Here is a 26083-nt window from a genome sequence, read left to right as displayed (position 1 = left end):
AAAACCATGACCCATAAAGAAAAAGCCCGCAAACTGCTGCGGGCTCGTTTCCTGTTGGATGATTAAATTTAATCTTCTTCGGCAAATGCCTCTTCGCGAGTCTTCTTCACTGCTGGCAGGGCCACGATCACTACCAAAAGGGCTGCGGCAATCAGCAACCCTAAGGAAAGTGGGCGTGTCAGGAAGGTGGTGAAGTCGCCGCGTGACAGTAATAGTGCACGACGGAAGTTCTCTTCCATCATTGGTCCGAGCACGAAGCCCAAAAGCAATGGAGGAGGTTCACAACCAAGTTTGAAGAACAGGTAACCAATCAAGCCAAAGCCTGCAGTTACGTATACGTCAAACACGGTGTTGTTCACGGTGTACACACCGATACAGCAGAACACCAAAATTGCTGGATATAGGAAGCGATAAGGAATCTTCAAGAGCTTTACCCAGATACCAATCAGTGGCAAGTTCAAGAGAATCAGCATCACGTTACCAATCCACATCGACGCGATCAAGCCCCAGAACAATGCTGGGTTGCTGGTCATCACTTGTGGACCTGGCTGAATGTTATGAATAGTCATCGCACCAACCATCAACGCCATCACAGCATTTGGTGGGATACCTAAAGTCAGTAGTGGAATGAATGAGGTTTGAGCTGCAGCATTGTTTGCTGCCTCAGGACCTGCAACACCTTCAATCGCACCCTTACCAAATTCATGGCTGTACTTGGAGGATTTCTTTTCAACTGAGTAGGCGCCGAATGCTGCCAAGGCTGCGCCGCCGCCAGGCAGGATACCTAAGACGGAACCAATCGTTGTGCCACGCAAAATGGATGGGACCATACGCTTTAAATCGTTTTTGCTTGGAACCATACTGGTCAATTTATTGAGGAAGCCTTCGTCGTCACCAGTTTTTTCAAGGTTGCCCATGATTTCAGCGAAGCCAAATACACCCATAGCAACCGCAACGAAACCGATGCCATCGCTCAATTCAGGAATATCAAACGCATAGCGTGAAACACCAGAGTTCACGTCAGTACCAATTAAGCCCATTAACAAACCCAAGATGATCATGCCGATCGCTTTGATCAAAGAGCCGGATGCCAGAACAACCGCACCAATTAGACCTAAGACCATCAGCGAGAAGTACTCCGCAGGACCAAACTTAAACGCAAGCTGCGAGAGTGGGGCAGCAAAAGCAGCTAAGACTAAAGTTGCTACACAACCTGCAAAGAAGGATGCGGTTCCAGCAGTAAACAAAGCGACACCAGCCCGGCCATTGCGGGCCATTTGGTAGCCATCAATTGCGGTCACCACTGACGACGTCTCCCCGGGAATGTTGAGAAGAATCGCTGTTGTAGATCCGCCATACTGTGAGCCGTAATAAATACCAGCCAACATGATCAATGCAGCAATTGGAGGTAATGCGTAGGTTGCTGGTAAAAGCATCGCAATAGTAGCGATAGGGCCTAAGCCAGGCAGCACGCCGATGAGAGTTCCCAAAATACAGCCGATGAGGCAGTACATGAGATTTTGTAAGGTAAATGCGGTTTCAAAACCGAGACCTAAATTAGCAAATAAATCCATTTTGTAGTGTCCCGGTTCTTTATTGTTGTAGGAATGCTGGCAGGAGCGGGAACTGAAGTTTCAGACCCAATACAAAAACTGAGTAAGTGAAGGTCACTAAGAAGGCAGCATTAATCAGAGTACCTTTCCAGGTGAACTCTCTGCTGGCACTTGCTGCTACGAAAACCAAAACCACCACAGCAATCAGAAAACCGAGTCTTGGAAGCAAAAGTCCGTAGAGAACTACAGCACCAGTAATTTGAGCAATGATCCGCCAGTTAAATTTGGGGATTGATTCAATCGCAGCTTTAGCGCTAAATGCCTTAACGGCTACTAGCAAGCCCAGGAAGAACATCAGAAGGCCTAAATAGAATGGGAAATAGCCAGGACCCATTTTGGCCGCAGTGCCCATTTGGTATCGGGTTGCTATGATGGCAAAGAAGGCGCCAATGACCATATACATGATCCCAGCCCCCAAATCCCGTTGGTTGCGAACTTTCAAGTTGTGCTCCTTGTGAATCGACTCAAACGCCGATCTATTTATTGATGTTGTGGGATTGTAAAGCACCCAAGGGGTATCTTTTCTAGGGTTTGCCCTAGAAGGTGGCCAATGCGATAATTATTGCCATGAAAGTCTCCCAAATTCGCCAGGCATACCTGGATTTCTTTGCCCGAAAAGGCCACCAAATCGTTCCATCCAGTCCGGTAGTTCCGGGGGATGATCCTACCTTGCTATTTACCAATGCGGGTATGAACCAGTTCAAAGACGTGTTTTTAGGCTTTGATAAGCGTCCCTACAGCCGGGCCACGACTGCACAAAAGTGCATCCGGGCGGGCGGTAAACACAATGACTTGGATAACGTTGGCTATACCGCACGTCACCACACCTTTTTTGAGATGTTGGGTAATTTTTCGTTTGGAGATTACTTCAAGAAGGATGCGATTCAGCTTGCATGGGATTTATTGACGCAAGAATTTAAGTTGCCCAAAGAAAAGCTATTGGTCACTGTGTATGCCGAGGATGACGAGGCTTATGAGATTTGGAATAAGCAGATTGGCATTCCAGCAGACCGCATTATTCGTATCGGCGATAACAAGGGCGCGCGTTACGCTTCTGACAATTTCTGGATGATGGGTGATACCGGACCATGTGGTCCTTGTACAGAAATTTTCTATGACCACGGCGATCATATTCCTGGCGGCCCTCCAGGCAGTCCAGATGAAGATGGTGATCGCTATATTGAAATTTGGAACAACGTCTTCATGCAGTTCAACCGCGATGAAGCAGGTGTCATGCATTTACTACCCAAGCCCAGCGTGGATACTGGCATGGGTCTTGAGCGTATTGCTGCTGTTTTGCAGCATGTAAATTCTAACTATGAGATTGATCTTTTCGTCAATCTCCTCAAGGCTTCCAAGGATGCAGTGGATGCTGCTGGTGGCCAAAACTGTGATGCGCAAAGCCCATCTCTGAAAGTGATTGCTGACCACATTCGTGCTTGCAGCTTTATCGTTGTCGATGGCGTGATTCCGGGTAATGCAGGCCGCGGATATGTATTGCGTCGTATTGCCCGTCGTGCCATTCGTCATGGCTATAAGTTAGGCGCACGTAAACCATTCTTTTACCAATTAGTACCTTCCTTGGTAAAAGAGATGGGCGAAGCTTATCCAGAGTTGCGTGCTGCTCAAGATAAAGTGGCTGAAGTGCTGAAGCAAGAAGAAGAGCGGTTCTTCCAAACGATTGCCAATGGTATGGAAATACTGGATGGCGCATTGGCAGGCGGTGCAAAAGTAGTTGATGGAGAAACTGCTTTCCGCTTGCATGATACTTTTGGTTTCCCTCTAGATTTAACGGCTGACGTTTGTCGTGAGCGTGGTGTGACAGTTGATGCCGTAGGTTTTGAAGTGGCAATGCAAAAGCAGCGCGATCAAGCTAGGGCGGCCGGTAAGTTCAAAGTTGCTCAAGGCTTGGATTACAAAGGCCAGCCTACTCAATTTCATGGTTACAACACCTTAAAACACGAGGGCGCTAGGGTAAGCGCTTTGTATGTGGATGGATCTCCTGTGACGTCAGTGAAGGCGGGTGATGCTGTAGTGATCGTGTTGGATCACACTCCTTTCTATGCGGAGTCTGGTGGCCAGGTTGGCGATAAAGGCGAGCTTCGCAATGAGACCGTTCGCTTTGCAGTGGAAGATACCTTCAAGATTCAGGCTGATGTCTTTGGGCATCAGGGTGAGCTACTCGAGGGTGAGCTGAAGGTGGGTGATGCGCTCAATGCTTTAGTTGATGTTCAGCAAAGAACCGATACCATGCGTAATCACAGCGCTACCCATATTCTGCACAAAGCTTTGCGCGAAGTGCTAGGCGATCATGTACAGCAAAAAGGTTCATTAGTAGATGCTTCTAAGACCCGTTTTGACTTTACGCACAATGCCCCTATTACAGCTGAGCAAATTCGCAAAATAGAAGACATTGTGAATCAAGAGATTTTGGAGAACACTGCTACCTCAGGCAAGGTGATGTCTTTAGACGATGCCCAAAAGACTGGTGCCATGATGCTTTTTGGTGAAAAGTATGGCGAAGAAGTGCGCGTTCTAGAAATTGGTAGCTCTAAAGAGTTGTGTGGCGGTACGCACGTATCTCGCACTGGTGATATCGGTAGCCTCAAGATTGTTTCTGAGGGTGGTGTAGCTGCTGGTATTCGCCGTGTTGAGGCGGTCACTGGTAATAATGCGCTTCAATTCCTACAAAGCATGGAAGATAAGATTAATGAAGCTGCAGCGATTCTGAAAACCCATCCAGGCGACTTAGTAAACCGCGTTGCGCAATTACAAGAGAGCTTGCGCCATGCTGAACGTGAGCTAGAAAAGGTGAACTCGAAGTTGGCTGCAAGCCAAGGTGACGAGTTAGCTGGTCAAGCAATTGATATCAATGGCCTCAAAGTATTAGCGGCCCGTTTAGATGGTGCTGATGCAGGGGTCTTACGTGAAACGATGGATGCACTCAAAGCTAAACTTAAAACTGCAGCAATTGTGTTGGCATCTGTCCAGGGCGATAAGGTCAGTCTGATTGCCGGCGTGACTGCTGACTCTATCGGAAAAGTAAAAGCAGGTGATCTCGTGAACTTTGTTGCTCAGCAAGTAGGCGGCAAGGGTGGCGGTAAGCCAGAAATGGCAATGGCTGGTGGTAATGACCCAAGCAAGTTGGGCGCGGCATTGGAAGGTGTTAAAGACTGGGTGGCTAGCAAATGAGCGATCAAAATATTGTCTTTACCGCAGAGGTAGATGCGATTGGCATGAATTGCCCCTTACCAATTTTGCGCACCAAGAAGGCTTTGGCAACTTTGCAATCGGGGGATGTGCTGAAGGTTAAGGCTACTGATGCAGGTGCGGCACACGACTTTCCAGCGTTTGCCAAACAAACCGGCAATGAACTCATTGCCAGCACTACTGAAGGTGATGTCCTGGTTTTCTTCCTCAAGAGAAGATAAGCAAGATCCGGAAAACCCAAACGTCTTAGGTTAAGGAGCGGCCCTTTAAGTAGGCTGCAAAGTCAGAGCTCAACTCAGGATGGCGTAAGGCGAATTCAACCGAAGCCTTGAGGTAGCCAAGCTTGCTACCGCAGTCATAGCGAACACCATCGTATTCATAAGCAAATACAGGCTCTTCTTTGAGTAAGGAAGCAATTGCATCAGTCAATTGAATCTCGCCACCAGCACCAGGTTTGAGATTGCGAATGTGACTGAAAATATCAGAGGATAGAACATAGCGACCCACAACAGCTAAGTTAGAGGGGGCATCTTTAGGTTGCGGCTTTTCTACAATGCCGTTAAGACGGTAGATGCCCTTGGCCACTTCAGCGCCAGAGACGATGCCGTATGAACCGCTCTTAGCGGGATCGATTTTCTCTACAGCAATCACAGAACCATTTTGCTCATCAAACACCTTGAGCATTTGCTTGAGTACGGGTGTTTGCCCATCCAATAAGTCATCCGCTAGGATGATGGCAAAGGGTTCGTCACGAACTAATTTTTCAGCACACAACACTGCATGACCTAGACCTAAGGCTTCAGGTTGGCGGACGTACACACAATCCACGTGACTGGGTTTAACGCTGCGGACTATCTCTAGTAAAGCTGTTTTATTTTTAGCCTCAAGCTCTGCTTCAAGTTCATACGCTTTATCAAAGTGATCTTCAATCGCACGCTTGCTGCGACCGGTAACAAAAATCATTTCAGTAATACCGGCGGCAATAGCTTCTTCAACCGCATACTGAATGAGAGGTTTATCAACCACATTGAGCATCTCTTTCGGGCTTGCCTTGGTGGCAGGCAAGAAACGAGTGCCTAAACCGGCAACAGGAAAAACGGCTTTGGTAACGGCTTTAGTGGCTAATGGCATAAGGATTCCGATCGCTCTGGATTTGCTGCAGTTTTATTTCAGACGCTCTAATTGTGCAACAAGCTTCTCATGATTTTGCTCAAAACCAGTCAGACGTTGCTGTTCTTGGGCGACAACCTCAGCTGGTGCGCGAGCCACAAAGCTCTCATTGCTTAATTTGCCCTTGGCCTTGCCGATCTCATTTGCAAGACGCTCAATTTCTTTGCTAAGGCGAATGCGTTCAGCGGCAACATCCACCTCAATTTTGAGCAAGAGTTTGATATTACCTATCAGAGCAATTGGTGCCCCAGGAGCATCTTTTTCTAGGGCAGACTCATCGCTATAGATTTTGACTTCAGTTAATTTAGCGAGGGCTGTCAAATAAGGGGTAGCTCTTGCTAGGAATTCTTCTGGACCATAAATCCAAAGTGGTACTTTTTGACCAGGAGGAACTTGCATTTCACCGCGCAAGTTTCTGCAGGCATCCACAATCGCTTTGATTTGTGCTACCCAGGCCTCGCTTTTCTCATCGATTTTTTCTGGCTGAGAAACGGGGTAGGGCTGGAGTGCAATCGTTTGCTTCGCTTGTTTAGCCAAATCTTTTCCAGACTTTGGACCAACAGTTTGCCAAAGAGTCTCGGTGATAAATGGAATCAGTGGGTGCGCCATTCGTAAGATGGTTTCAAGGACGCGCAATAGGGTGCGGCGGGTAGCGCGTTGTTGTGCCAGAGTTCCTGTTTGCAGTTGGACCTTAGCAAGCTCTAGATACCAGTCGCAATACTCATCCCAAACAAATTGGTAGATGCTGCCGGCAATGTTGTCAAAGCGATAGTTCTCAAAGCCTTTAGCAACCTCAGCCTCAGTTCTTTGTAATTGAGAAACAATCCATTTATCTGCCGGTGAGAAATCTAAATAACCTTCGGGCCCGCATTGATTGTCACAAGGTGCTAAGCCATTGTCTTCATCGCTACCTGGACAGTTCATCAAAACAAAGCGAGTTGCATTCCAAAGCTTATTGCAGAAGTTGCGATAGCCCTCACAACGCTTCTGGTCAAAATTAATATTGCGACCAAGAGATGCCAGAGACGCAAAAGTAAAACGCAAGGCATCCGTTCCAAAAGCAGGAATGCCATCTGGAAACTCTTTCTTAGTTTTCTTGCTAATGCTTTCTGCTTGCTTGGGATTCATCAAGCCAGTGGTACGTTTTCCGGCCAACTCTTCAATCTGGATGCCATCGATCAAATCAATGGGGTCTAAGGTATTGCCTTTGGACTTACTCATCTTTTGACCTTCGGCATCGCGTACTAAGCCATGGACGTAGACAGTATGGAATGGCACCTTGCCAGTGAAGTGGCAGGTCATCATGACCATGCGCGCTACCCAGAAGAAAATGATGTCAAAGCCAGTCACTAAAACTGACGATGGCAAGAAGTGATTTAAAGCAGGCGTTTCTTCAGGCCAGCCCAGAGAGCTGAATGGAACCAGGGCTGAGCTAAACCAGGTATCTAGAACATCAGGGTCACGATTAAGTTTGCCGGTATAGCCTGCAGCAGCAGCTTTCGCTTTGGCTTCTTCTTCAGAGCGCGCAACAAAGATCTGACCATCATCGCCATACCAAGCCGGGATTTGATGGCCCCACCAGAGTTGACGAGAGATGCACCAGTCTTGAATATTGGCTAGCCACTGCGTATAAGTATTAATCCAGTTTTCTGGAACGAGCTTAATGTCACCTTTAGTAACTGCATCTAAGGCAGCGCCAGCGATGGATGAGCCAGGTTGATATTTGTTATCAGGACTTGGCTTAGACATTGCTACAAACCATTGGTCTGTAAGCATGGGTTCAATAATCGTTTGGGTGCGATCACCCCGTGGCACCATGAGCTTGTGTGGCTGAACTTTTTCTAATAGGCCTGCTGCATCTAAATCAGAAACAATTTGTTTACGAGCGGCAAAGCGCTCCATACCTTGGTAAGCAGCTGGCGCATTCTCATTAATCTTGGCATCCAAAGTGAGAATGTTGATGAGCGGTAATTGATGACGTTGTCCTACTGCGTAGTCATTAAAGTCATGCGCAGGAGTTACCTTCACCACACCAGTACCAAAGTTCAAATCAACATAGTCATCTGCAATGATCGGAATTTGACGATTGCATAAAGGTAGGTTGACTGACTTACCAATGAGATGTTTATAGCGTTCATCTTCTGGGTTCACCATCACCGCAACGTCACCCAGCAGAGTTTCTGGGCGGGTGGTGGCAACGGTTAAGTGGCCCGAGCCATCAGCTAGTGGATAGCGGATATGCCACATCGAACCATCTTCTTCTTCGCTGACTACTTCTAAATCAGATACGGCAGTTCCTAAAACAGGATCCCAGTTAACTAAACGTTTGCCGCGATAAATTAAACCTTGCTCATGTAAGCGTACAAATACTTCCACCACTGCCTTGGACATTTTGCTGTCCATCGTGAAATATTCTTTGCCCCAATCAATCGAGGCACCTAAGCGGCGAATCTGACGGGTGATGGTATTGCCGGAAGTTTCTTTCCACTCCCATACTTTTTCTAAAAATTTCTCACGACCTAAATCATGGCGAGAAACTTTTTGGGCATCGAGCTGGCGCTCAACAACGATTTGGGTGGCGATACCTGCGTGGTCAGTTCCTGGAACCCACAAAGTATTTTTGCCAGACATACGGGCATGACGTACCAGGCCATCCATGATGGTCTGATTAAAAGCGTGACCCATGTGTAAGGTGCCGGTGACGTTCGGTGGTGGCAGTTGAATTGAAAAGTCACCTTTGTCTTCATCCATGCTGGCATCAGCAATACCCCTGCGTTCCCACTCAGGGCCCCAATAGGCTTCGATCGGGGCGGGTTCATAGGATTTGGCGAGTTCGTCTGCAGAACTGGCCGCTGGTGAATTAGGGGTATTTGAGGCATTTGGCATAAGAGGCAAATTATAATTGGGGCGATGTACTCTGACTTGCTCGCGAACCTCAATCCAGAACAGCGCGAGGCAGTGACCCTCCCGCCTGTCAATGAAAACGGCCAAGCCCAATCTGCCTTGATTTTGGCTGGGGCTGGTAGCGGTAAGACCCGCGTCCTCACCACCCGTATAGCCTGGTTGATTCAGACTGGTCAGGTATCCCCGATTGGCGTCCTAGCGGTCACTTTTACCAATAAAGCCGCTAAAGAGATGATGGTGCGCTTAAGTACCATGTTGCCTATCAACACTCGGGGTATGTGGATCGGCACCTTCCATGGCCTTTGTAACCGTTTATTGCGAGCTCATCACAAAGAGGCTGGTTTGCCATCGACTTTTCAGATTTTAGATACCCAAGATCAACTTTCAGCTATTAAGCGTCTTTTGAAGGGCTTGAAGGTAGATGATGAAAAGTACCCCCCAAAACAGTTGCAGTACTTTATTGCTCATGCCAAAGAACGCGGACAGCGCGCCAAAGATTTATCGGTTGGCGATGATTTTCAGGCGAAGATGGCGCAACTTTATGCTGCCTATGACGAACAATGTCAGCGTGAAGGCGTAGTCGATTTTGCTGAGCTCCTTTTGCGTAGCTATGAATTACTGAAACACAGCGAAGCAATTCGGACGCATTATCAAGAACGCTTCCGCCATATTTTGATTGATGAGTTTCAGGACACCAATGCCTTGCAATACGCTTGGCTCAAATTATTATCAGGTCATGATGCCAGTCGTATTAATGTGAGTGGTGCTGGAAGTAGTTCCGTCTTTGCAGTGGGTGATGATGATCAAAGTATCTATGCTTTCCGTGGTGCTGACGTTGAAAACATGCGGCTTTATGAAAAGCAGTTTCACCCATTGATGGTGAAGTTGGAGCAGAACTACCGCTCACACGGTCACATTCTGGACACGGCAAATCATTTAATTGCCAATAACTCTGAGCGTCTTGGTAAAAATCTCAGAACTGATGCAGGTCATGGTGAGCCAGTCAGAATTTACGAAGCACCAAGTGATCATGCTGAAGCTGCTTGGTTAGTTGATGAAATTAAGGCGCTCATTAATAGCGGAATGAAACGTACGGAAGTAGCATTGCTTTATAGAAGCAATGCACAGTCCCGCATCATTGAGCACGCCTTATTCTCCGCTGCTATTCCCTATCGCGTATATGGCGGATTGCGATTCTTCGAGCGCGCTGAAATTAAACATGCGCTTGCTTATTTGCGTTTACTTGAGAACCCGAATGATGACACTTCATTCTCAAGGGTGGTTAATTTCCCAACCCGTGGTATTGGTGCGAGATCCATCGAGGCCTTGCAAGATGCTGCTAGAAATCAGCAATCTTCTTTATATACAGCTGCATCTTCTTTAGAGGGTAAGGCTGGTGCTGCGCTCGGTGGGTTCGTACGCTTAGTGGATCATATGCGTGAAGCTACGCGTCACAACACGCTACCTGAAACAGTTGAGTTTGTGATTCAGCATAGTGGTTTGATTCAGCATTACCTTTCAGAGCGCGAAGGTCAAGATCGCGTAGAGAACTTACAAGAATTAATTAATGCTGCTACTGCCTTTATTGCAGAAGAGGGTTATGGCCAGGATGCCGCAGCAGCGATGCTGCCTGGTGAAAATGCGCCTGGCGTTGTGGAGGTGTCACCTCTAGCCGCCTTCTTATCCCATGCCTCTTTAGAGGCGGGCGATAACCAAGCCCAAGCTGGGCAAGATGCAGTGCAGTTAATGACAGTGCACTCTGCAAAAGGATTGGAGTTCACTTCGGTATTTATTACGGGTCTTGAAGAGGGTCTGTTCCCCCATGAAAATAGTATCAATGAACAAAATGGTCTAGAGGAAGAGCGGCGTTTGATGTATGTTGCAATTACGCGTGCGAAAGAGCGTTTGTATTTATCTCATACCCAGTCACGCATGCTGCATGGACAAGTACGCTACAACATGCCTTCCCGTTTTTTGGAAGAATTACCCTCCGAATCTTTGAAGTGGTTAACGCCCAAAGCAAAAGATGCGCGTTGGGGTGGCAGCACTAGATCGGGATCTACCTGGCAAGATGGCTATACCCGCCAACGCGAGTATGAATCCAATGACTTCTTTGACTCTGGCAGTGAACATCAAAGACCTACTAAGCGAGTAGGGTCTGCCTCCACTGAGGTAAAGAGATTGGCCTCTCCTCCACGGGGAAATTATCCATTTACGATTGGCCAGAATGTATTTCACACCAAGTTTGGTGAGGGTCGCGTTACTGGCTTAGAAGGTGTTGATGCTGATGCGCGCGCTCAAGTGAGCTTCAAGCGCCACGGCGTAAAGTGGTTGCAACTTAGTATTGCTAAGCTTGCTGCAATTGACTGATGACCCTAGAAAATCTTAAGAAGCCAATACTTCTTCTTCAGTAAAGCAGGCCTTCCAAGTTGCATAGAAAGAGCAGTGCATGACCGTTAAGCCAGCCATGGAGAGTGGCGCAATGATGAAAGAAGCTGCTTGACCCAAATCGATCGCATCAAAAATCATGCCCACTGTTAGTGGAATAGCAATTAGAATCACGCTCCAAATCGAGAGATACAAAAAGAACGCTGCTTTATTAGTCCAACAAGCTAGGCAGCTCGAAAAGAGCGCTTGAGCAACTGACATATCTGCCCAGGCTATCAATACTGGAGAGAACCACATCAGCATTGCTATCGGAACGTATAGAAGACCTCCGAAAAAAAGTACCAAATAAATTTGGCGGAGTGCCTCAGGCGTGATGGCTTTATCGCTTGTCATTAATGGAATCAGTAATTCAAAATCAACCAAGAGACTTAATGCAAAACTCATCAGCAAAATCAGCGCTGCATATACCAAGCCCAATTGCAAAATGCGTTTACGAACGAGCGCGCTAGATCTCAGTGCGATTAAATACACCATTGGGCTGATGCGCTCTTTCTGAATTGCTTGACGGCAAGCGGTCATAAAGCCGGCCGATAATGTTGGTGTCAGCAGTAGTACAGCAAATACACCAATTACTGGAACAATTACTGCCAATTGAGCAGCAAAGATATACATAAAGACCAGCATCAAGAACCCAAGGGGATTCTGCTTGAATAGCCAAATACCCTGTCTAATCCAGGTATAGCCTTCTTTGGGGGCGACGGAATTCAGTTTCATAGAGATCGACGACTTAGAAGAATGCGCTCAAAGTGAGTCGGGTCATGAGGTGTCAGCATTTGTGCATCTCTCGGTAAATAAAAGTCCCAAAGGCGGGATACCCAAAAACGAAGAGCTGCTGCACGCAGCATGAGAGGCCAGCTTGCTTGCTCTTCTTTGGTTAAAGGGCGTACTGCTTGATAAGCATTCATGAGTGCATTAAGACGCTCAGGATCTAAGTCTTGTTTGTTATCTGCAAGACACCAATCATTTGCAGTAACTGCAAGATCAAACACCCACTTGTCAGTACCGGCAAAATAAAAGTCAAAGAAACCACCTAATTGATCCTGTGAAGTATCAGTTGATCCTTGTGTGTCAAACAAGACGTTGTCGCGAAAGAGATCGCAGTGGCTAGCACCTTGGGGAATGGTGTCATAAGCGGCTGAGCTGAAAAATGCTTCTTGAGTAGCTAGCTCGTGAGTGAGTAAATCTTTTTGTGAGGTATTAAGATGCGGTAACACTAATGGAATAGTTTTTTGCCACCATCCCAAACTGCGCAAGTTCTCTTGAGTCTTTGCAAAATCTTTTCCAGCTAAATGCATCTTGGCGAGCATCTCGCCAACCATGGCGCAGTGCTTTGCTTCTGGCTGAAGTCTGGATAGGCCTGGTAGCTTGCTAACAATGGCTGCTGGCTTACCTTTGAGGGAAAACAGAATTTCACCTTTGTGATTCTCAATCGGCTTTGGAACAGGGATGTCCTTGTTTGCCAGGTGGCGCATTAACTCAAGGTAGTAGGGCAGCTGTTGCGCTGACAGTCTTTCAAAGATGGTTAAAACGTATTCTTGTTTTTTGCCAGCTTGAATGGTGTCGAGAAAAAAATTCGAGTTTTCAATACCGCCATGAATTCCACGAATTTCGCTGGCTTGACCAATGTTGAAGTCTTCGGAGATCCAATGAGAAATATCGTCGAGTTCAATCGGTGTGAAAACAGCCATATAGCAGCGAATATTCTGTGAATTTTTTACTGAATCGGAATACTGATACTTGGCACGCTCAGTAAATTACCTTCACCAGATTGCGCTCCAGGCTTTACGGAGTCTGGAGGGGACATTTCATAGGTCGTGTACTTTGTTTTTACTTGAACTTGCGTTGGGCTATTTGTATCTTTGTATTCTGTAATTTCTGTACCATTTGCATCTTTGTACTTATAGCTAGGGCTGCGGCTTTGTGGAGAATTTAGGGCGCCAGATGGGGTTGCAATAGGTGCAAGTGGCTGATTGTTGATTCGGTTCAGCTCTGAAGGGCTCAGGGCCTGACTGTTATTCTGGGCCTGTACTGAGCTAGATCCTAGAAGTCCAAAAACCACCAAAATACTCATGAGAGCTAGGTTTTGATTGAGGATGTGGCTGGTTAAGTTAGTTAGAACATGCATCATTTTTCACCTTTTTAAGCCCACTCTAGGCTGGTTCCTTAACCAGACCTGTAGGCAATTCACAACTAGATTGTACGATTGCGGTATGACTAAACATAGACTCTTGTTGGTAGACGGTTCTAGCTACCTCTATCGCGCCTTCCATGCCATGCCAGACCTCAGAAATGCGGCTGGAGAGCCCACCGGGGCCATCTATGGCATGGTTAATATGATGCGCCGAGCTCGGTCTGAGCTCAAAGCTGACCATATTGCCTGCGTTTTTGATGCCAAGGGCAAGACCTTCCGGGATGAAATGTACTCCGAGTACAAGGCTCATCGCTCCCCAATGCCTGAGGATTTGGTCAAACAAATCGAGCCGATTCATGCCATTGTGAAAGCTTTGGGTTGGCCGGTATTAATGGTTTCTGGGGTAGAGGCTGATGATGTGATTGGCACATTGGCTTGTCAGGCGACTCAAGCTGGTTGGGAAACCATCATCTCCACTGGAGATAAAGATTTAGCGCAATTGGTAAATCCATCAGTCACCTTGATTAATACGATGACGAATGAAAAGTTAGATATCAATGGCGTGATTGAAAAATTTGGAGTACCACCTGAACGCATCGTCGACTACTTATCCATTATTGGTGATGCAGTCGATAACGTTCCCGGTGTTCCAAAAGCGGGGCCCAAGACAGCGAATAAATGGTTAGCAGAATTTGGTGATCTTGATCATTTAATGGCCAATGCCGATCAGGTAAAAGGTGTTGTTGGAGAAAACCTACGTGCCTCATTAGAGTGGTTGCCTCAAGCACGTCAACTGATTACCGTTAAAACCGATTGTGATTTATCTCCGCATTTACCAGGCCTAGATGATCTTCATGCGAAATCTGAAGATGCCGCTCTACTGCGAGAGCTATTTGAGCGTTATGCCTTTAAGACTTGGTTGCGAGATGTTGAAAAACAGCTGACAAGCCCGCCCCATCAGGCTCCTGAGTCTACCTTTGACTTAGCGGGTACGCCAATCGCCAATCAAGCAAGTGATGAGAGTGCCTCACCTAAAAAATCTGGGGCAATTGCAAGCTCGCCCACTAAAGATTTATCGCAAGATACAAAAGATTTACAAGACGCCATCATCAAAAACTATGAATGCATTACTGATGAAGTAGGTCTTGAGAAGTGGTTGAAGAAAATTGAGTCTGCAGAACTCACGGCTGTCGATACCGAAACCACTAGCCTTGATGCTCTAGCTGCAGAGTTGGTGGGGATTTCACTATCGGTAAAGCCGGGGGAGGCCTGCTATATCCCAGTCGCACATCGAAATGGTGAAGTGCAACTCAATCGTGATGCCGTACTTACGAAATTAAAGCCTTGGCTAGAAAGTAAAGCGCATTTAAAGCTTGGGCAAAACCTCAAGTACGACGCACATATCTTTGCGAATTATGGAATCACCTTAAAAGGTGTTGCATTTGATACCTTGCTGGAGTCTTACGTATTGGAGTCACATCTTCCCCACAATATGGATAGCTTGGCAGAGCGGCATCTGGGTATGAAGACGATTCGTTATGAAGAGGTCTGCGGCAAAGGAGTTCATCAAATTGGCTTTGATCAAGTTGATCTCAAAATCGCTACAGACTATGCCGCAGAAGATGCAGACATCACTCTCCGTCTCCATTTAGAGCTCTGGCCGCAGATTCAGGAAAGCCCCGGATTGTTGTATGTCTATGAAAAGATTGAGATGCCAGCGATGCGGGTGCTCGGGATCATGGAGCGCAATGGTATTCGGATTGATTCCGCTTTATTAGCTAAACAAGGTCAGCAGGTTGGTAAACGTCTTCTGGAATTAGAGGGTGAGATTCATCAACTTGCTGGACAACCTTTCAATATTCAATCACCCAAACAGATTGCTGAAATCCTATTTGTCCAACTGGAATTACCGGTGATCAAGAAGACTCCGTCTGGAGCGCCATCTACTGATGAAGAGGTTTTACAAAAGTTAGCAGAAGATTACCCCTTACCGGCACGCATCTTGGACTATCGTAGTTTGGCTAAGTTGATGTCCACCTATATTGAGAAACTTCCGCGCATGGCTGATCCAAAAACGGGTCGTGTGCATACCAATTTCTCGCAAGCCACAGCCGTGACTGGGCGCTTAGCCTCTAGCGACCCTAATTTGCAGAACATTCCCGTGCGGACCGAAGAGGGTCGTCGTATTCGTGAGGCGTTTGTGCCAGCCGATGGTTGCAAATTACTTTCGGCAGATTATTCCCAAATCGAGCTGCGCATCATGGCGCATATTGCTGAGGATGACAATTTGTTAGCTGCATTTAGAGATGGTAAGGACGTCCACCAAGCAACTGCCGCTGAGATTTTTGGTGTTCCATTGGATCAAGTGAGCTCTGAGCAGCGTCGCTATGCCAAGGTCATTAATTTTGGTTTGATCTACGGTATGAGTGCATTTGGTTTGGCTGGCAATTTAGGTATCGAGCGCTCCGCAGCCCAAAACTATATTGCTAAATACTTCGACCGCTACCCTGGGGTTGCTCAGTACATGGAGCACACTCGTTTAGAGGCTAGAGAGAATGGTTATGTGGAAACGGTCTTTGGGCGTCGTCTTTGGTTGCCAGAGATCAAAGGTTCGAATGGTCCACGTCGCCAGGGAGCCGAACGTGCTGCAATTAATGCCCCCATGCAAGGTACTGCTGCCGATCTTATTAAATTAGCCATGATTGCAGTTGAGGATTGGCTTGAAAAGGAGCAATTGAAAACAAAACTACTGCTTCAGGTGCATGATGAATTGGTGTTTGACGTCCCGATGGATGAAATCGAACTCCTACAGGCTAAATTACCCGATTTAATGTGTAATGTTGCCGAGCTAAAGGTGCCCTTGGTGGTTAGTATTGGCATTGGTGATAATTGGGAAGAAGCGCACTAGAAACAGAGATGAGGAGACAGGAATGACTGAAAAAATACAGAATAGTAGAAGAGGTTTCATGAAGACTTCGGCAATAGGTGCCCTTGGTGTTGGATTTGTGGCGGCATCTGAGCCGGTACTAGCCGCTGCCATTGAGACCGATTTCAAGGGCCTGAAAGCTGGCGAGGAAATGATTCCAGTAGGAAGCTTCCAGATGCCTGCTTACGTATCGCGCCCTGAAAAATCCAAAGGATCTTTGCCTATCATTATTGTGGTAAGTGAAATCTTTGGCGTGCATGAATATATTGCAGATGTCACAAGACGTTTTGCAAAGCTGGGTTATCTTGCGATAGCGCCCGAGAAATTCATTCGTGCCGGTGATCCCAATTCCTATGGAACAGTGGCAGAAATTCAAAAGAATATTGTGGCCAAAACTCCAGATGCACAGGTCTTAATTGATTTGCAGGCTGCTTTGGTATGGGCTGGTAAAAATGGCGGTGATCTTAAAAGAGTGGGCGTCACAGGCTTCTGTTGGGGTGGTCGTATTACTTGGCTTTCTGCAACCTTGCCGCAAGTCCGTGCTGGTGTTGCTTGGTATGGCCGTTTGATTGGTGAGAAGACTGAAGGCAATCCTCGTCATCCAGTGGACATTGCTGCTGACTTAAAAGCTCCAGTACTTGGCTTGTATGGCGGTGCTGATACCGGCATTTCATTAGAGAGCGTTGATCAGATGAAAGCAGCATTAGCGCAAGCTGCTGCTAAGAATCCTGCTGCTAAAGCATCTCAATTTGAGGTGTATCCGGATGCTCCGCATGCATTCCATGCTGACTATCGTGCAACCTATCGTGAGGGCCCTGCTAAAGATGGTTGGGAGAAGTGCATCGCTTGGTTTAAGAAAAATGGAGTAGCTTAATTCGCATGACTGTTCTGCAAATCATTCTCGTTGTGACCGCCTTAGCAGGGGCTGCTAGCGTATTAGTGGCCGCTACTTTTTCTGTAGCGTTGCTTGCGAAGATGGTCAACAACATGGTGAGTTTGTCGGTCGGTATTCTGCTAGCTACCGCTTTGCTGCATTCATTGCCAGAGGCATTCAGTATGGAGGGTACAAGCCCTCAACTATTGTTTGCTACATTGCTCGCTGGGCTTTTGGGCTTCTTCTTGCTCGAGAAAATTGCCTTACTACGTCATGACCATCATCATGAAGGTGATGGTCATCACCACCATCATGGGCATGATGCTGAGAATGCAGGCCGTAGCGGTTGGATGATTTTGGTAGGCGATGGCATTCATAATTTTGTCGATGGTATTTTGATTGCTGCTGCATTTATGGCTGACTATCAGGTTGGCATCTTTACTGCAATAGCGATCATCGCTCATGAGATTCCGCAAGAGATTGGTGACTTTATTGTGTTGCTCAATGCGGGATTTTCAAAAGCTCGCGCATTGTTGTACAACCTGATTTGTGGGTTGGCAGCAGTACTCGGCGGAGTGTTGGCCTATTTCTTCTTAGAGAAGGCGCACGCTGCAATGCCTTATCTTCTGGTGATTGCGTCGAGTAGTTTTATCTATATCGCAGTGAGCGATTTAATTCCACAAATGCACCGCCGCCCTCATTGGGTAGAGTCATTGCGTCAAACAGTTCTGATAGCGTGCGGCGTAGGATTCGTAATCTTGCTATCGCTGCTGCATTAATGATTTAATCAGTAGCAACCGGTCTTGTAGGATCGGCACACCATTCACTCCAGCTGCCCGCATAAAGACGAGAGCCTCTGAGTCCAGCGACTTCCATTGCTAAAAGATTGTGGCAGGCAGTAACACCCGAACCGCACTGATGAATCACTTCAGATGGCTTTCTGGAGCCAAGTTGATCTACAAAATCTTTGAAGAGTTGCTCTGGTGTTTTAAATGCCGTTGCCGAAAGATTCTCCTTAAAGAAACGATTTGCTGCGCCTGGAATATGTCCGCCAATAGGATCTAAGGTTTCGTTCTGACCATGAAAGCGATCATTTGCCCTAGCATCCAGTATGAGATTTTTCTGAGACTGAAGATTGCCCACTACTTCATCAACCAGAACTAGGCCAACATAAGGCATCGGCTCAATTGCTTGGGGAGTAGGGGTTGGTTTGCGGGGCATGGTGCCCATTGGGCCATTCCAAGCATCTAGACCGCCATCCAACACTCGGACATTGGCATGTCCAGTCGCTTTGAGCATCCACCAAAGGCGGCTGGCATACACCGATCCTTGTTTATCGTAGGCGACAACTAAGGTATTTGGACTAATACCTAAACGCGCTTTGGTTTTAGCCCACGCTTCAGGCGAGGGGGGCGGGTGTCGACCATTACTCCCTGTTTTGCTACCCGACATATCTTGATCAAGATCGACATAGATAGCGCCAGGAATATGACTCTCTTCGTAGGCTTCTCTACCGGCCTCTGGATTGACTAGATCAAAGCGGCAATCACAGAGTAAAACATTCTCGCCACTATTGAGGATTTCTTCTAACTGGTTGGCACTAATGAGAGGAGTCATATAGCTTCCTATATTGAAGGCAGAGTTGTTGAAGAGTGTTTCTGAATTATGCGCCCTGAAAGTTCATGACGCGACGGTACCACTCATGAAAATGCTGCATACCATCTTCCATTGGGCTTTGATAAGGGCCAACTTCATTAATGCCCCGCGCAAACAGGGCTGCACGACCTTGGTCCATGCGTTCGCCAATCTCATCATCCTCAATACAGGTTTCCATATAAGCAGCACGCTCTGCTTCTACAAACTCGCGCTCAAATAAGGCAATTTCTTCTGGGTAATAGAACTCAACAATATTGCGGGTTTTGTTCGGACCCATTGGGTGCAGTGTTGAGACACAGAGAACGCCTGGGTACCACTCCACCATGACGTTGGGATAGTAGGTCAGCCAGATTGCCCCGTGGCGTGGAGCTTTGCCGCCAAAATGGCGCAAGACTGCGTCGTGCCAGTTGCGATATGTAGGTGATCCTGGGGTTTGTAAATCTTTATGAATGCCAACAGTTTGTACGCTATGCCAATCACCAAATTCCCAATGCAAATCTTCACAAGAAACAAACTTGCCTAAGCCGGGATGAAACGGTACAACATGGTAATCCTCGAGATAGACTTCAATGAAGGTTTTCCAGTTGTAGTTGCAATCATGCACTTCAACGTGGTCAAGAATATAACCATCGAATTTGAGATCGTCAGCTACACCCAGTTTTGCTAAATCAGCGCGCACATCGCGCGGACCTTCAAAGAGAAGTCCTTGCCAATTTTGCAAAGGGGACTTCCCGAGATTTAAACAAGGCTTGTCTTCAAAGTGTGGTGCGCCTAATAAATTACCACCTAAGTCGTAAGTCCAGCGGTGCAGTGGACAAACGATATTGTCTGCTTTACCTTTGCCATTGAGCATGAGTGCTTGGCGATGACGGCAGACATTGGAAAGTAGCTCGACACCAGATTCATTGCGAACCAGGATGCGACCTTCATTTTCTGCGCTTAAAGTTTGATAGGAGCCCATTTCAGGCACCATGAGTTCGTGGCCAACATAGCCAGGGCCCTGCTTAAAAAGCAGTTCAATTTCCCGCTGATACAGCTCAGCGTCAAAATATGCCGAAACCGGCAGTTGCAGATTGGACGGCGCAAGCTTCTGCGCGGTAGCCAGATTAGTCATTCTCCCCACCCCCGAAAACGTCAGCCGAAGCTAAGCGGAATAACCAATCCAACCATCGACGGATCGATATTGGAAAGGAAGGGATGGATTATACCCATCCGAGGGGCTTCTCGCTTTAAGATGTAGGCCTATTAGCACAGGAAATAAGAAAGAATCAGCTTATGCCAGCCAAAAAGTCAGAGACTCAAAAACCAGGCCTTGAGGTCCAAATTGACCCAGATCTTCGCTACGAGCAAGCCGTGAAAGAGCTCGAAAAGCTGATTTCAGATATGGAGTCAGGTAAATTTTCTTTGGAAGAGACTCTTTTAGCCTATCAACGCGGTGCTGCTTTGTTAAAGCATTGCCAGGGTGTTCTTGCTCAGGTTGAGCAACAAGTTCGCGTATTCGAGGCTTAATGACTACCGCTTTTCAATTTCAGGAGTGGCTCAGTCATCACTCTGAGCAAGCCGAGTCAGCATTAGATAGCCTGCTCGATTCTGCTGGCACTACTCCAAATCGTTTGCACGAAGCTATGCGTTATGCAGCACAGGGTGGCGGCAAACGTATTCGTCCTTTGCTGGTTTATGCGGCTGGCTCACTTGGTGATGCAAAGACTGAAGTATTAGATGCTGCAGCCGTTGCGATTGAATGTATTCATGCCTACTCATTAGTACATGATGATTTGCCTTGTATGGATGACGATGATTTACGTCGTGGTCGTCCTACAGTGCATAAGGCATTTGATGAAGCTACTGCATTACTGGTTGGAGATGCACTACAAACCCGCGCCTTTGAAGTTCTTGCAAATGCACCGTGTGATGCGGATGCGCGTTTGAAAATGATCGCCGCTTTAGCTGCCGCCTCTGGCTCGCGCGGTATGGCAGGCGGCCAGGCAATTGATTTAGAGAGTGTTGGTAAAAAGTTAGATCTTGCCGGACTAAAACAAATGCATGCCATGAAAACGGGCGCTTTACTTTCTTGTGCGGTTGAGTTGGGCGGTATTGCAGCACATCTTAATACGGCTCAGTTGGCCCAATTGCAGAAATACTCTACAGCCCTAGGCCTGGCTTTTCAGATCGTTGATGATGTGCTGGATGCAACAGCCGATAGCCAAACCCTAGGAAAAACAGCAGGTAAAGATGCGGCAGCCAATAAGCCCACCTATGTGACCTTGATGGGTTTAGACTATGCCCAAAAGGAGGCTAAAGAATTGCAAGAAACGGCAATTGCTAGCCTAGATGATTTTGGTAGCAGGGCGGATGCTTTAAAAGATTTGGCTCTCTTAGTGGTGAATAGAGCGAAATAAATACAGATTAAATCAATTTAATGACTTTAGATTCCATCAACTCTCCTGAAGATTTAAAAAAACTCACTCGCGAAGAATTACCTGCGCTTGCTGATGAGTTACGTCAATTTGTTTTGGATTCGGTTTCTAAAACAGGTGGACATCTTTCATCCAACTTGGGAACGGTGGAATTATCGATTGCTTTGCACTATGTCTTTGATACTCCAGACGATCGTATCGTATGGGATGTAGGGCATCAAAGTTATCCACACAAAATACTGACTGGCCGCCGTGAGCGTATGAGCACCTTGCGTCAGTTCAAAGGATTGTCAGGTTTTCCACATCGCTCTGAAAGCGAATTCGATGCCTTTGGTACTGGGCACTCATCCACTAGTATTTCTGCGGCGATGGGTATGGCACGCGCATTTCAAACAAAGGATGAGCGTCATGTTGCTGTGGCCGTTATTGGCGATAGCGCAATGACTGGCGGCATGGCATTTGAGGCGATGAACAATGCTGGTGTGTATGAAGACCTACCATTAGTAGTTATTCTGAACGATAACGATATGTCGATCTCCCCGGCTGTGGGCGCGCTCAATCGCCACCTAGCCAGATTGCTGAGCGGCAATATTTACTCTGCTACTAAAAAAGGAATCGATAGCGTTTTATCAATCGCACCACCACTGCGGGAGTTTGCAAAACGGCTTGAAGATCATGCTAAAGGCATGGTTTCACCTTCGACTATTTTTGAGGAGTTTGGCTTTAATTACTTTGGCCCAATTGATGGCCATGATTTAGATGCCTTAATTCCGATGTTGCAGAACGTACGCCGCTTAGCCCTGGAAGGCAGTGGCCCCCAGTTTCTGCATGTAGTGACCAGAAAGGGCCAAGGCTATGAATTGGCTGAAGCGGATCCTGTGCTCTATCACGGCCCTAGTAAATTTAATCCTGAAGAGGGCGTTAAAAAAACTGTCGCTAGCAAGAAAACTTTCACTCAGGTATTTGGAGAGTGGTTGTGCGATATGGCAAATGCAGACCCCCTCCTGGTCGGCATTACACCCGCGATGCGAGAGGGCTCGGGCCTTGTTGAGTTTGAGAAAAACTTTCCGAAGCGTTATTACGATGTCGGTATTGCTGAGCAGCATGCAGTGACTTTTGCTGCTGGTATGGCATGTGAAGGTATGAAGCCGGTAGTGGCGATCTATTCCACTTTCTTGCAGCGTGCTTACGATCAACTCATTCATGATGTGGCTTTGCAAGATTTGCCAGTCTTGTTTGCATTAGATCGTGCTGGCTTAGTTGGTGCTGATGGTGCAACCCATGCCGGCGCTTACGATATTCCATACTTACGCTGCATTCCGAATATGTTAGTGATGACACCGGCAGATGAAGCAGAGTGCCGCGATCTTTTAACTACTGCATTTCATCAACCGCACCCAAGTGCTGTGCGCTATCCACGAGGCGCGGGTGTTGGCACTATTCCTTCTAAAGAGCTGCGCACCTTGCCATTTGGAAAAGGAGAGATTCGTCGCAAATCAAATGCACCTGCTGGGCATCGTGTAGCGATTTTGGCATTTGGTACTTTGCTATACCCTGCGCTAGAGGTTGCCGAAGGAATGGATGCAACCGTTGCCAATATGCGTTTTGTAAAACCACTCGATATTGATCTAATCAAATCTTTAGCAGCAGACCATGATTATTTTGTGACGATTGAGGATGGCGCTATTCAGGGTGGAGCAGGTAGCGCTTGCTTAGAGGCGCTCTCAAAACTGGGAATCAATAAACCCCTTTTACAGTTAGGTCTTCCGGATCAATTTATTGAGCACGGCGACTATAACCTGCTCATGACCAAGTGCGGCCTGGATGCAGAAGGCATCGCTAATTCGATTAAGCAGCGTTTTCCTGCGGTATTAATGGCAAATTCAGTAATTTCAGGCAAATAAGCCCATTTTGCTTGAAAATAGAGTCATGAATGACATGAACCCCGCCTTTCTCAAAGCCAGTGCAATGCCCGATGTGCAATCCACATTGGATGAGCGCGCCTTGCCAATTGAGCAGGTTGGTATTCGTGGTGTACGTCACCCGCTAACTATTCGTAGCGCATCTGGAGACTTTCCATCTGTTGGTCAGTTTGAGATGGATGTAGCTCTGCCTGCGCATGTGAAGGGAACGCATATGTCGCGTTTCATGGCACTCTTGCAAAAACAAGCAATGGCTATTGACAGCACAACAGTAGTTGCAATGGTGCGCGATATGCTGCCTTTGCTAGATGCTAAAGAAGGTCATGTGCAATTTACTTACACTCACTTCGTCAAAAAAGCAGCGCCAGTATCAGGTGTTGAAAGTTTGATGGATTACGAAGTGACTTGGATGGCAAGAGCCAAACAAAACCCTGCAGGTAAATTAGATGTTGAGTTGGGATTGCGCGCTCAGGTACCAGTGATGAGTTTATGCCCTTGCTCTAAAGAGATTTCAGAGTTTGGTGCGCATAACCAGCGCTCTCATGTCACGATGGATGTCATGCTCGATTCACAAACGAAAATGACAGTTGAAGATTTAATCACTGCTGCAGAGAGCGAAGCTTCTAGTGAGCTGTGGGGATTACTTAAGCGTCCAGATGAGAAGTGGGTGACTGAGCATTCCTACAGCAATCCTAAATTTGTCGAAGATTTAGTACGCGATGTAGCCGGCAATCTCAAGGCTGACGAGCGTATCCGGTCTTTTGTGGTTGAGGCTGAGAACTTTGAATCGATTCACAATCACAGTGCTTTTGCGCGTATTAGTCATAAAAAGTAAAGCAAGCTAAATCAAATTATTACTTTGCAAATCCCAACGGGGTTTGATGTCAAAGGCTCCAGATGTTGTGGAGCCATTATTTTGAGCAAGCATACGCAGTGCTCCAGCAAATGCAATCATCACGCCATTATCGGTACAGAGTTCTAGTGGTGGGTAGTGCACTTCAAAACCATTTTTCTTTGCTTTGTCATTGAGCGAATTACGTAATTGTGTATTTGCACCCACGCCGCCAGCAAGCACTAAGTGTTTGCAACTGGTTTGCTTTAGCGCCTTCTCGGACTTACTTACCAATACCGCAACAATGGAGTCAACAAAGCTACGCGCAAGGTCTGCATGAAATTGTTCAACCTCAGAAGGTTCTGAAATCTTTTTTTCTTCAAACTTTTTGACTTGATTTAGAACTGCAGTCTTAAGGCCTGAGAAAGAAAAATCCAAATCGCCAGAGTGCAGCATCGGTTTTGGTAAATCAAAAATTCCAACACGACCCTTTTCAGCCAATTTAGAAATCGCAGCACCGCCCGGGTAATCTAAGCCTAATAATTTGGCGGTCTTATCAAAAGCTTCGCCAGCAGCATCATCCAAGGTCTCACCTAAAAGTTCATATTGGCCAATTCCAGAAACTTTCATGAGTTGGGTATGACCTCCTGAGACCAGAAGTGCAATAAAGGGAAATTGAGGGGTGGTTTGACCTAACAGCGGGGAAAGTAGGTGCCCTTCGAGGTGATGGACCCCGATTGAAGGCAAATTGAGACCCTGAGCTAGGGACTTGGCAAAAGCACTGCCCACTAGCAGGGCTCCAGCAAGACCTGGGCCTTGGGTGAAGGCGATGGCATCAATATCAGTTAATTTGAGGCCAGATTGGGCTAAAGATTGGTCTAAAAGGGGTAAAACACGCCGAATATGGTCTCTTGAGGCTAGTTCTGGAACTACGCCCCCGTAATCGCGGTGCATGGCGATCTGGGAGTGCAAACCCTGGCCCAGAATGCCCTGGAATGCCGGTTTACCCTCTTCCCAGGGGGTGGTGTTGTATAAAGCCACCCCGGTCTCGTCACAAGAAGTTTCTATTCCTAAAACAATCATTTTTTGGTTTGGTCGTGCTAGAATCGCAATTCAGTTAATTTTTCGATATTTATCGAGCATATACGAGTTAAATAAGTATGACTACAGTCCGCCTCCGCGAAAACGAACCATTTGAAGTGGCATTGCGCCGTTTCAAGCGCACCATTGAAAAAAATGGTCTTTTGACAGACTTGCGTGCCCGCGAGTTTTACGAGAAGCCAACGGCTGAGCGTAAGCGTAAAAAGGCTGCTGCTGCAAAACGCCATTACAAGCGTATTCGCAGCCAAATGTTGCCTAAGAAGCTTTACTAATAGAATTTAAAAGCTCTCTTCACCGAGAAGCTTTGAAACCCGCTGACGGTGAAACGCAGCGGGTTTTTGCTTTTTGAATTGCTAACGACAGCTAAAGATTTTCAACATCAGGAAAATGCCATGAGTCTAAAAGATCAAATCACTGAAGATATGAAAAATGCAATGCGTGCAAAAGATACCGCACGTCTTGGCGCGATTCGTTTATTGCTGGCTGCTATTAAGCAACGTGAGGTGGATGACCGGATCGTTTTAGATGATGCCGCAGTGATCGCTACTGTTGAAAAAATGATTAAGCAACGTAAAGACTCGATCTCTCAGTTTGAAAAAGCCAATCGTGATGATTTAGTAGCAATCGAAGCTGCTGAGATGGCTATTTTGCAAGCCTATTTGCCTGCTCAAATGTCAGATGGTGAAGTGGAGGCTGCAGTAGCTGCAGCAGTCGCTTCCACCGGTGCTGCTGGTCCACAGGATATGGGCAAGGTGATTGGTACCTTAAAGGCTCAATTGGCTGGTAAGGCGGATATGGGCAAGGTTTCTGCTTTAGTAAAAGCCGCACTCGCTAAATAAGTAATTAAGAGACTAGCTAAGTCAATCAAACAGTTTCATA

Annotated in this window: 22 protein-coding genes; 12 read left to right on the top strand and 10 right to left on the bottom strand. The window is 46.9% G+C overall.

The genetic code is table 11. From position 1 onward, the window contains the following. Positions 1-68: 68 nt before the first annotated feature. Together B6A14_RS05330 and B6A14_RS05325 are read right to left on the bottom strand one after the other, a co-directional pair. Positions 69-1574, bottom strand: coding sequence for a tripartite tricarboxylate transporter permease (locus tag B6A14_RS05330; protein ID WP_087909426.1), 1506 nt, complete (start codon positions 1572-1574; stop codon positions 69-71). 19 nt (positions 1575-1593) lie between these two features. Beyond that, on the bottom strand, positions 1594-2055 hold the full coding sequence (locus B6A14_RS05325; protein ID WP_087909425.1) for a tripartite tricarboxylate transporter TctB family protein: 462 nt from the start codon (positions 2053-2055) through the stop codon (positions 1594-1596). 125 nt (positions 2056-2180) lie between these two features. On the opposite strand from B6A14_RS05325, the gene alaS reads away from it, so the two are divergent. Then, positions 2181-4805 (top strand): alanine--tRNA ligase, encoded by a 2625-nt coding sequence (gene alaS, locus B6A14_RS05320; RefSeq protein WP_087910284.1) that lies wholly within the window; start codon positions 2181-2183, stop codon positions 4803-4805. Between the two features lie 11 nt (positions 4806-4816). Next, positions 4817-5044 (top strand): sulfurtransferase TusA family protein, encoded by a 228-nt coding sequence (locus B6A14_RS05315; protein ID WP_087910285.1) that lies wholly within the window; start codon positions 4817-4819, stop codon positions 5042-5044. 25 nt (positions 5045-5069) lie between these two features. On the opposite strand, the gene galU is transcribed toward B6A14_RS05315, so the two are convergent. Both galU and B6A14_RS05305 read right to left on the bottom strand, forming a co-directional pair. Further along, on the bottom strand, positions 5070-5954 hold the full coding sequence (gene galU / locus B6A14_RS05310) for a UTP--glucose-1-phosphate uridylyltransferase GalU (protein WP_087909424.1): 885 nt from the start codon (positions 5952-5954) through the stop codon (positions 5070-5072). A 33-nt stretch (positions 5955-5987) separates the two neighbouring features. Then, a complete protein-coding gene (locus tag B6A14_RS05305; RefSeq protein WP_087909423.1) occupies positions 5988-8879 on the bottom strand; it encodes a valine--tRNA ligase in 2892 nt (963 codons plus the stop codon). Between the two features lie 24 nt (positions 8880-8903). Here B6A14_RS05305 and B6A14_RS05300 point away from each other — a divergent pair, with 24 nt between their 5' ends. Next, entirely contained in the window at positions 8904-11267 is a 2364-nt protein-coding gene (locus tag B6A14_RS05300) for a UvrD-helicase domain-containing protein (RefSeq protein WP_087909422.1), read from the top strand. Between the two features lie 15 nt (positions 11268-11282). Here the strand turns inward: B6A14_RS05300 and B6A14_RS05295 are convergent, their stop codons facing one another. From B6A14_RS05295 to B6A14_RS05285, 3 genes are read right to left on the bottom strand one after another with little or no spacing between them, the layout of a single operon-like run. Then, the gene (locus tag B6A14_RS05295; RefSeq protein WP_087909421.1) at positions 11283-12059 is read right to left on the bottom strand and encodes a BPSS1780 family membrane protein; all 777 of its coding nucleotides are present in this window, start codon (positions 12057-12059) and stop codon (positions 11283-11285) included. Continuing rightward, positions 12056-13033 (bottom strand): homoserine kinase, encoded by a 978-nt coding sequence (locus tag B6A14_RS05290; protein ID WP_087909420.1) that lies wholly within the window; start codon positions 13031-13033, stop codon positions 12056-12058. The genes B6A14_RS05295 and B6A14_RS05290 overlap by 4 nt, the downstream gene beginning before the upstream one ends. Positions 13034-13059: 26 nt before the next feature. After that, positions 13060-13473, bottom strand: a complete 414-nt coding sequence (locus B6A14_RS05285) for a hypothetical protein (RefSeq protein ID WP_087909419.1) — start codon at positions 13471-13473, stop codon at positions 13060-13062. Positions 13474-13555: 82 nt separating this feature from the next. Here B6A14_RS05285 and polA point away from each other — a divergent pair, with 82 nt between their 5' ends. The 3 genes from polA to B6A14_RS05270 are packed head-to-tail and all read left to right on the top strand — an operon-like array spanning position 13556 to position 18055. After that, complete coding sequence (gene polA, locus B6A14_RS05280) at positions 13556-16384, top strand: DNA polymerase I (protein WP_087909418.1); 2829 nt, start codon at positions 13556-13558, stop codon at positions 16382-16384. Between the two features lie 22 nt (positions 16385-16406). Continuing rightward, positions 16407-17276 carry a dienelactone hydrolase family protein gene (locus B6A14_RS05275; RefSeq protein ID WP_087909417.1) on the top strand — a complete coding sequence of 290 codons (870 nt, stop codon included), beginning with the start codon at positions 16407-16409 and terminating at the stop codon, positions 17274-17276. A gap of 5 nt (positions 17277-17281) precedes the next feature. Next, positions 17282-18055, top strand: a complete 774-nt coding sequence (locus B6A14_RS05270) for a ZIP family metal transporter (RefSeq protein WP_087909416.1) — start codon at positions 17282-17284, stop codon at positions 18053-18055. 4 nt (positions 18056-18059) lie between these two features. On the opposite strand, the gene B6A14_RS05265 is transcribed toward B6A14_RS05270, so the two are convergent. Both B6A14_RS05265 and B6A14_RS05260 read right to left on the bottom strand, forming a co-directional pair. Further along, the gene (locus B6A14_RS05265) at positions 18060-18893 is read right to left on the bottom strand and encodes a sulfurtransferase (RefSeq protein WP_087909415.1); all 834 of its coding nucleotides are present in this window, start codon (positions 18891-18893) and stop codon (positions 18060-18062) included. Positions 18894-18939: 46 nt separating this feature from the next. Then, entirely contained in the window at positions 18940-20046 is a 1107-nt protein-coding gene (locus tag B6A14_RS05260; protein WP_087909414.1) for an aromatic ring-hydroxylating oxygenase subunit alpha, read from the bottom strand. A gap of 161 nt (positions 20047-20207) precedes the next feature. On the opposite strand from B6A14_RS05260, the gene xseB reads away from it, so the two are divergent. The 4 genes from xseB to folE2 are packed head-to-tail and all read left to right on the top strand — an operon-like array spanning position 20208 to position 24106. Continuing rightward, positions 20208-20441 (top strand): exodeoxyribonuclease VII small subunit, encoded by a 234-nt coding sequence (gene xseB / locus B6A14_RS05255; RefSeq protein WP_087909413.1) that lies wholly within the window; start codon positions 20208-20210, stop codon positions 20439-20441. Next, complete coding sequence (locus B6A14_RS05250; RefSeq protein WP_087909412.1) at positions 20441-21331, top strand: polyprenyl synthetase family protein; 891 nt, start codon at positions 20441-20443, stop codon at positions 21329-21331. Before xseB ends, B6A14_RS05250 begins: the two co-directional genes overlap by 1 nt. An 11-nt stretch (positions 21332-21342) precedes the next feature. Further along, positions 21343-23253 carry a 1-deoxy-D-xylulose-5-phosphate synthase gene (dxs, locus tag B6A14_RS05245; protein ID WP_407947074.1) on the top strand — a complete coding sequence of 637 codons (1911 nt, stop codon included), beginning with the start codon at positions 21343-21345 and terminating at the stop codon, positions 23251-23253. Positions 23254-23278: 25 nt separating this feature from the next. Next, positions 23279-24106 (top strand): GTP cyclohydrolase FolE2, encoded by an 828-nt coding sequence (gene folE2, locus B6A14_RS05240; RefSeq protein WP_087909410.1) that lies wholly within the window; start codon positions 23279-23281, stop codon positions 24104-24106. A 6-nt stretch (positions 24107-24112) separates the two neighbouring features. On the opposite strand, the gene tsaD is transcribed toward folE2, so the two are convergent. After that, a complete protein-coding gene (gene tsaD, locus B6A14_RS05235; RefSeq protein ID WP_087909409.1) occupies positions 24113-25186 on the bottom strand; it encodes a tRNA (adenosine(37)-N6)-threonylcarbamoyltransferase complex transferase subunit TsaD in 1074 nt (357 codons plus the stop codon). 77 nt (positions 25187-25263) lie between these two features. Here tsaD and rpsU point away from each other — a divergent pair, with 77 nt between their 5' ends. Continuing rightward, on the top strand, positions 25264-25476 hold the full coding sequence (gene rpsU, locus B6A14_RS05230; protein ID WP_011903537.1) for a 30S ribosomal protein S21: 213 nt from the start codon (positions 25264-25266) through the stop codon (positions 25474-25476). Positions 25477-25596: 120 nt separating this feature from the next. Then, complete coding sequence (locus B6A14_RS05225) at positions 25597-26043, top strand: GatB/YqeY domain-containing protein (RefSeq protein ID WP_087910283.1); 447 nt, start codon at positions 25597-25599, stop codon at positions 26041-26043. Positions 26044-26083: the final 40 nt, after the last annotated feature.

The organism is Polynucleobacter hirudinilacicola, from assembly GCF_002192535.1.
GTDB classification, from domain to species: domain Bacteria; phylum Pseudomonadota; class Gammaproteobacteria; order Burkholderiales; family Burkholderiaceae; genus Polynucleobacter; species Polynucleobacter hirudinilacicola.
This window is presented reverse-complemented; position numbering and strand designations above follow the sequence as displayed.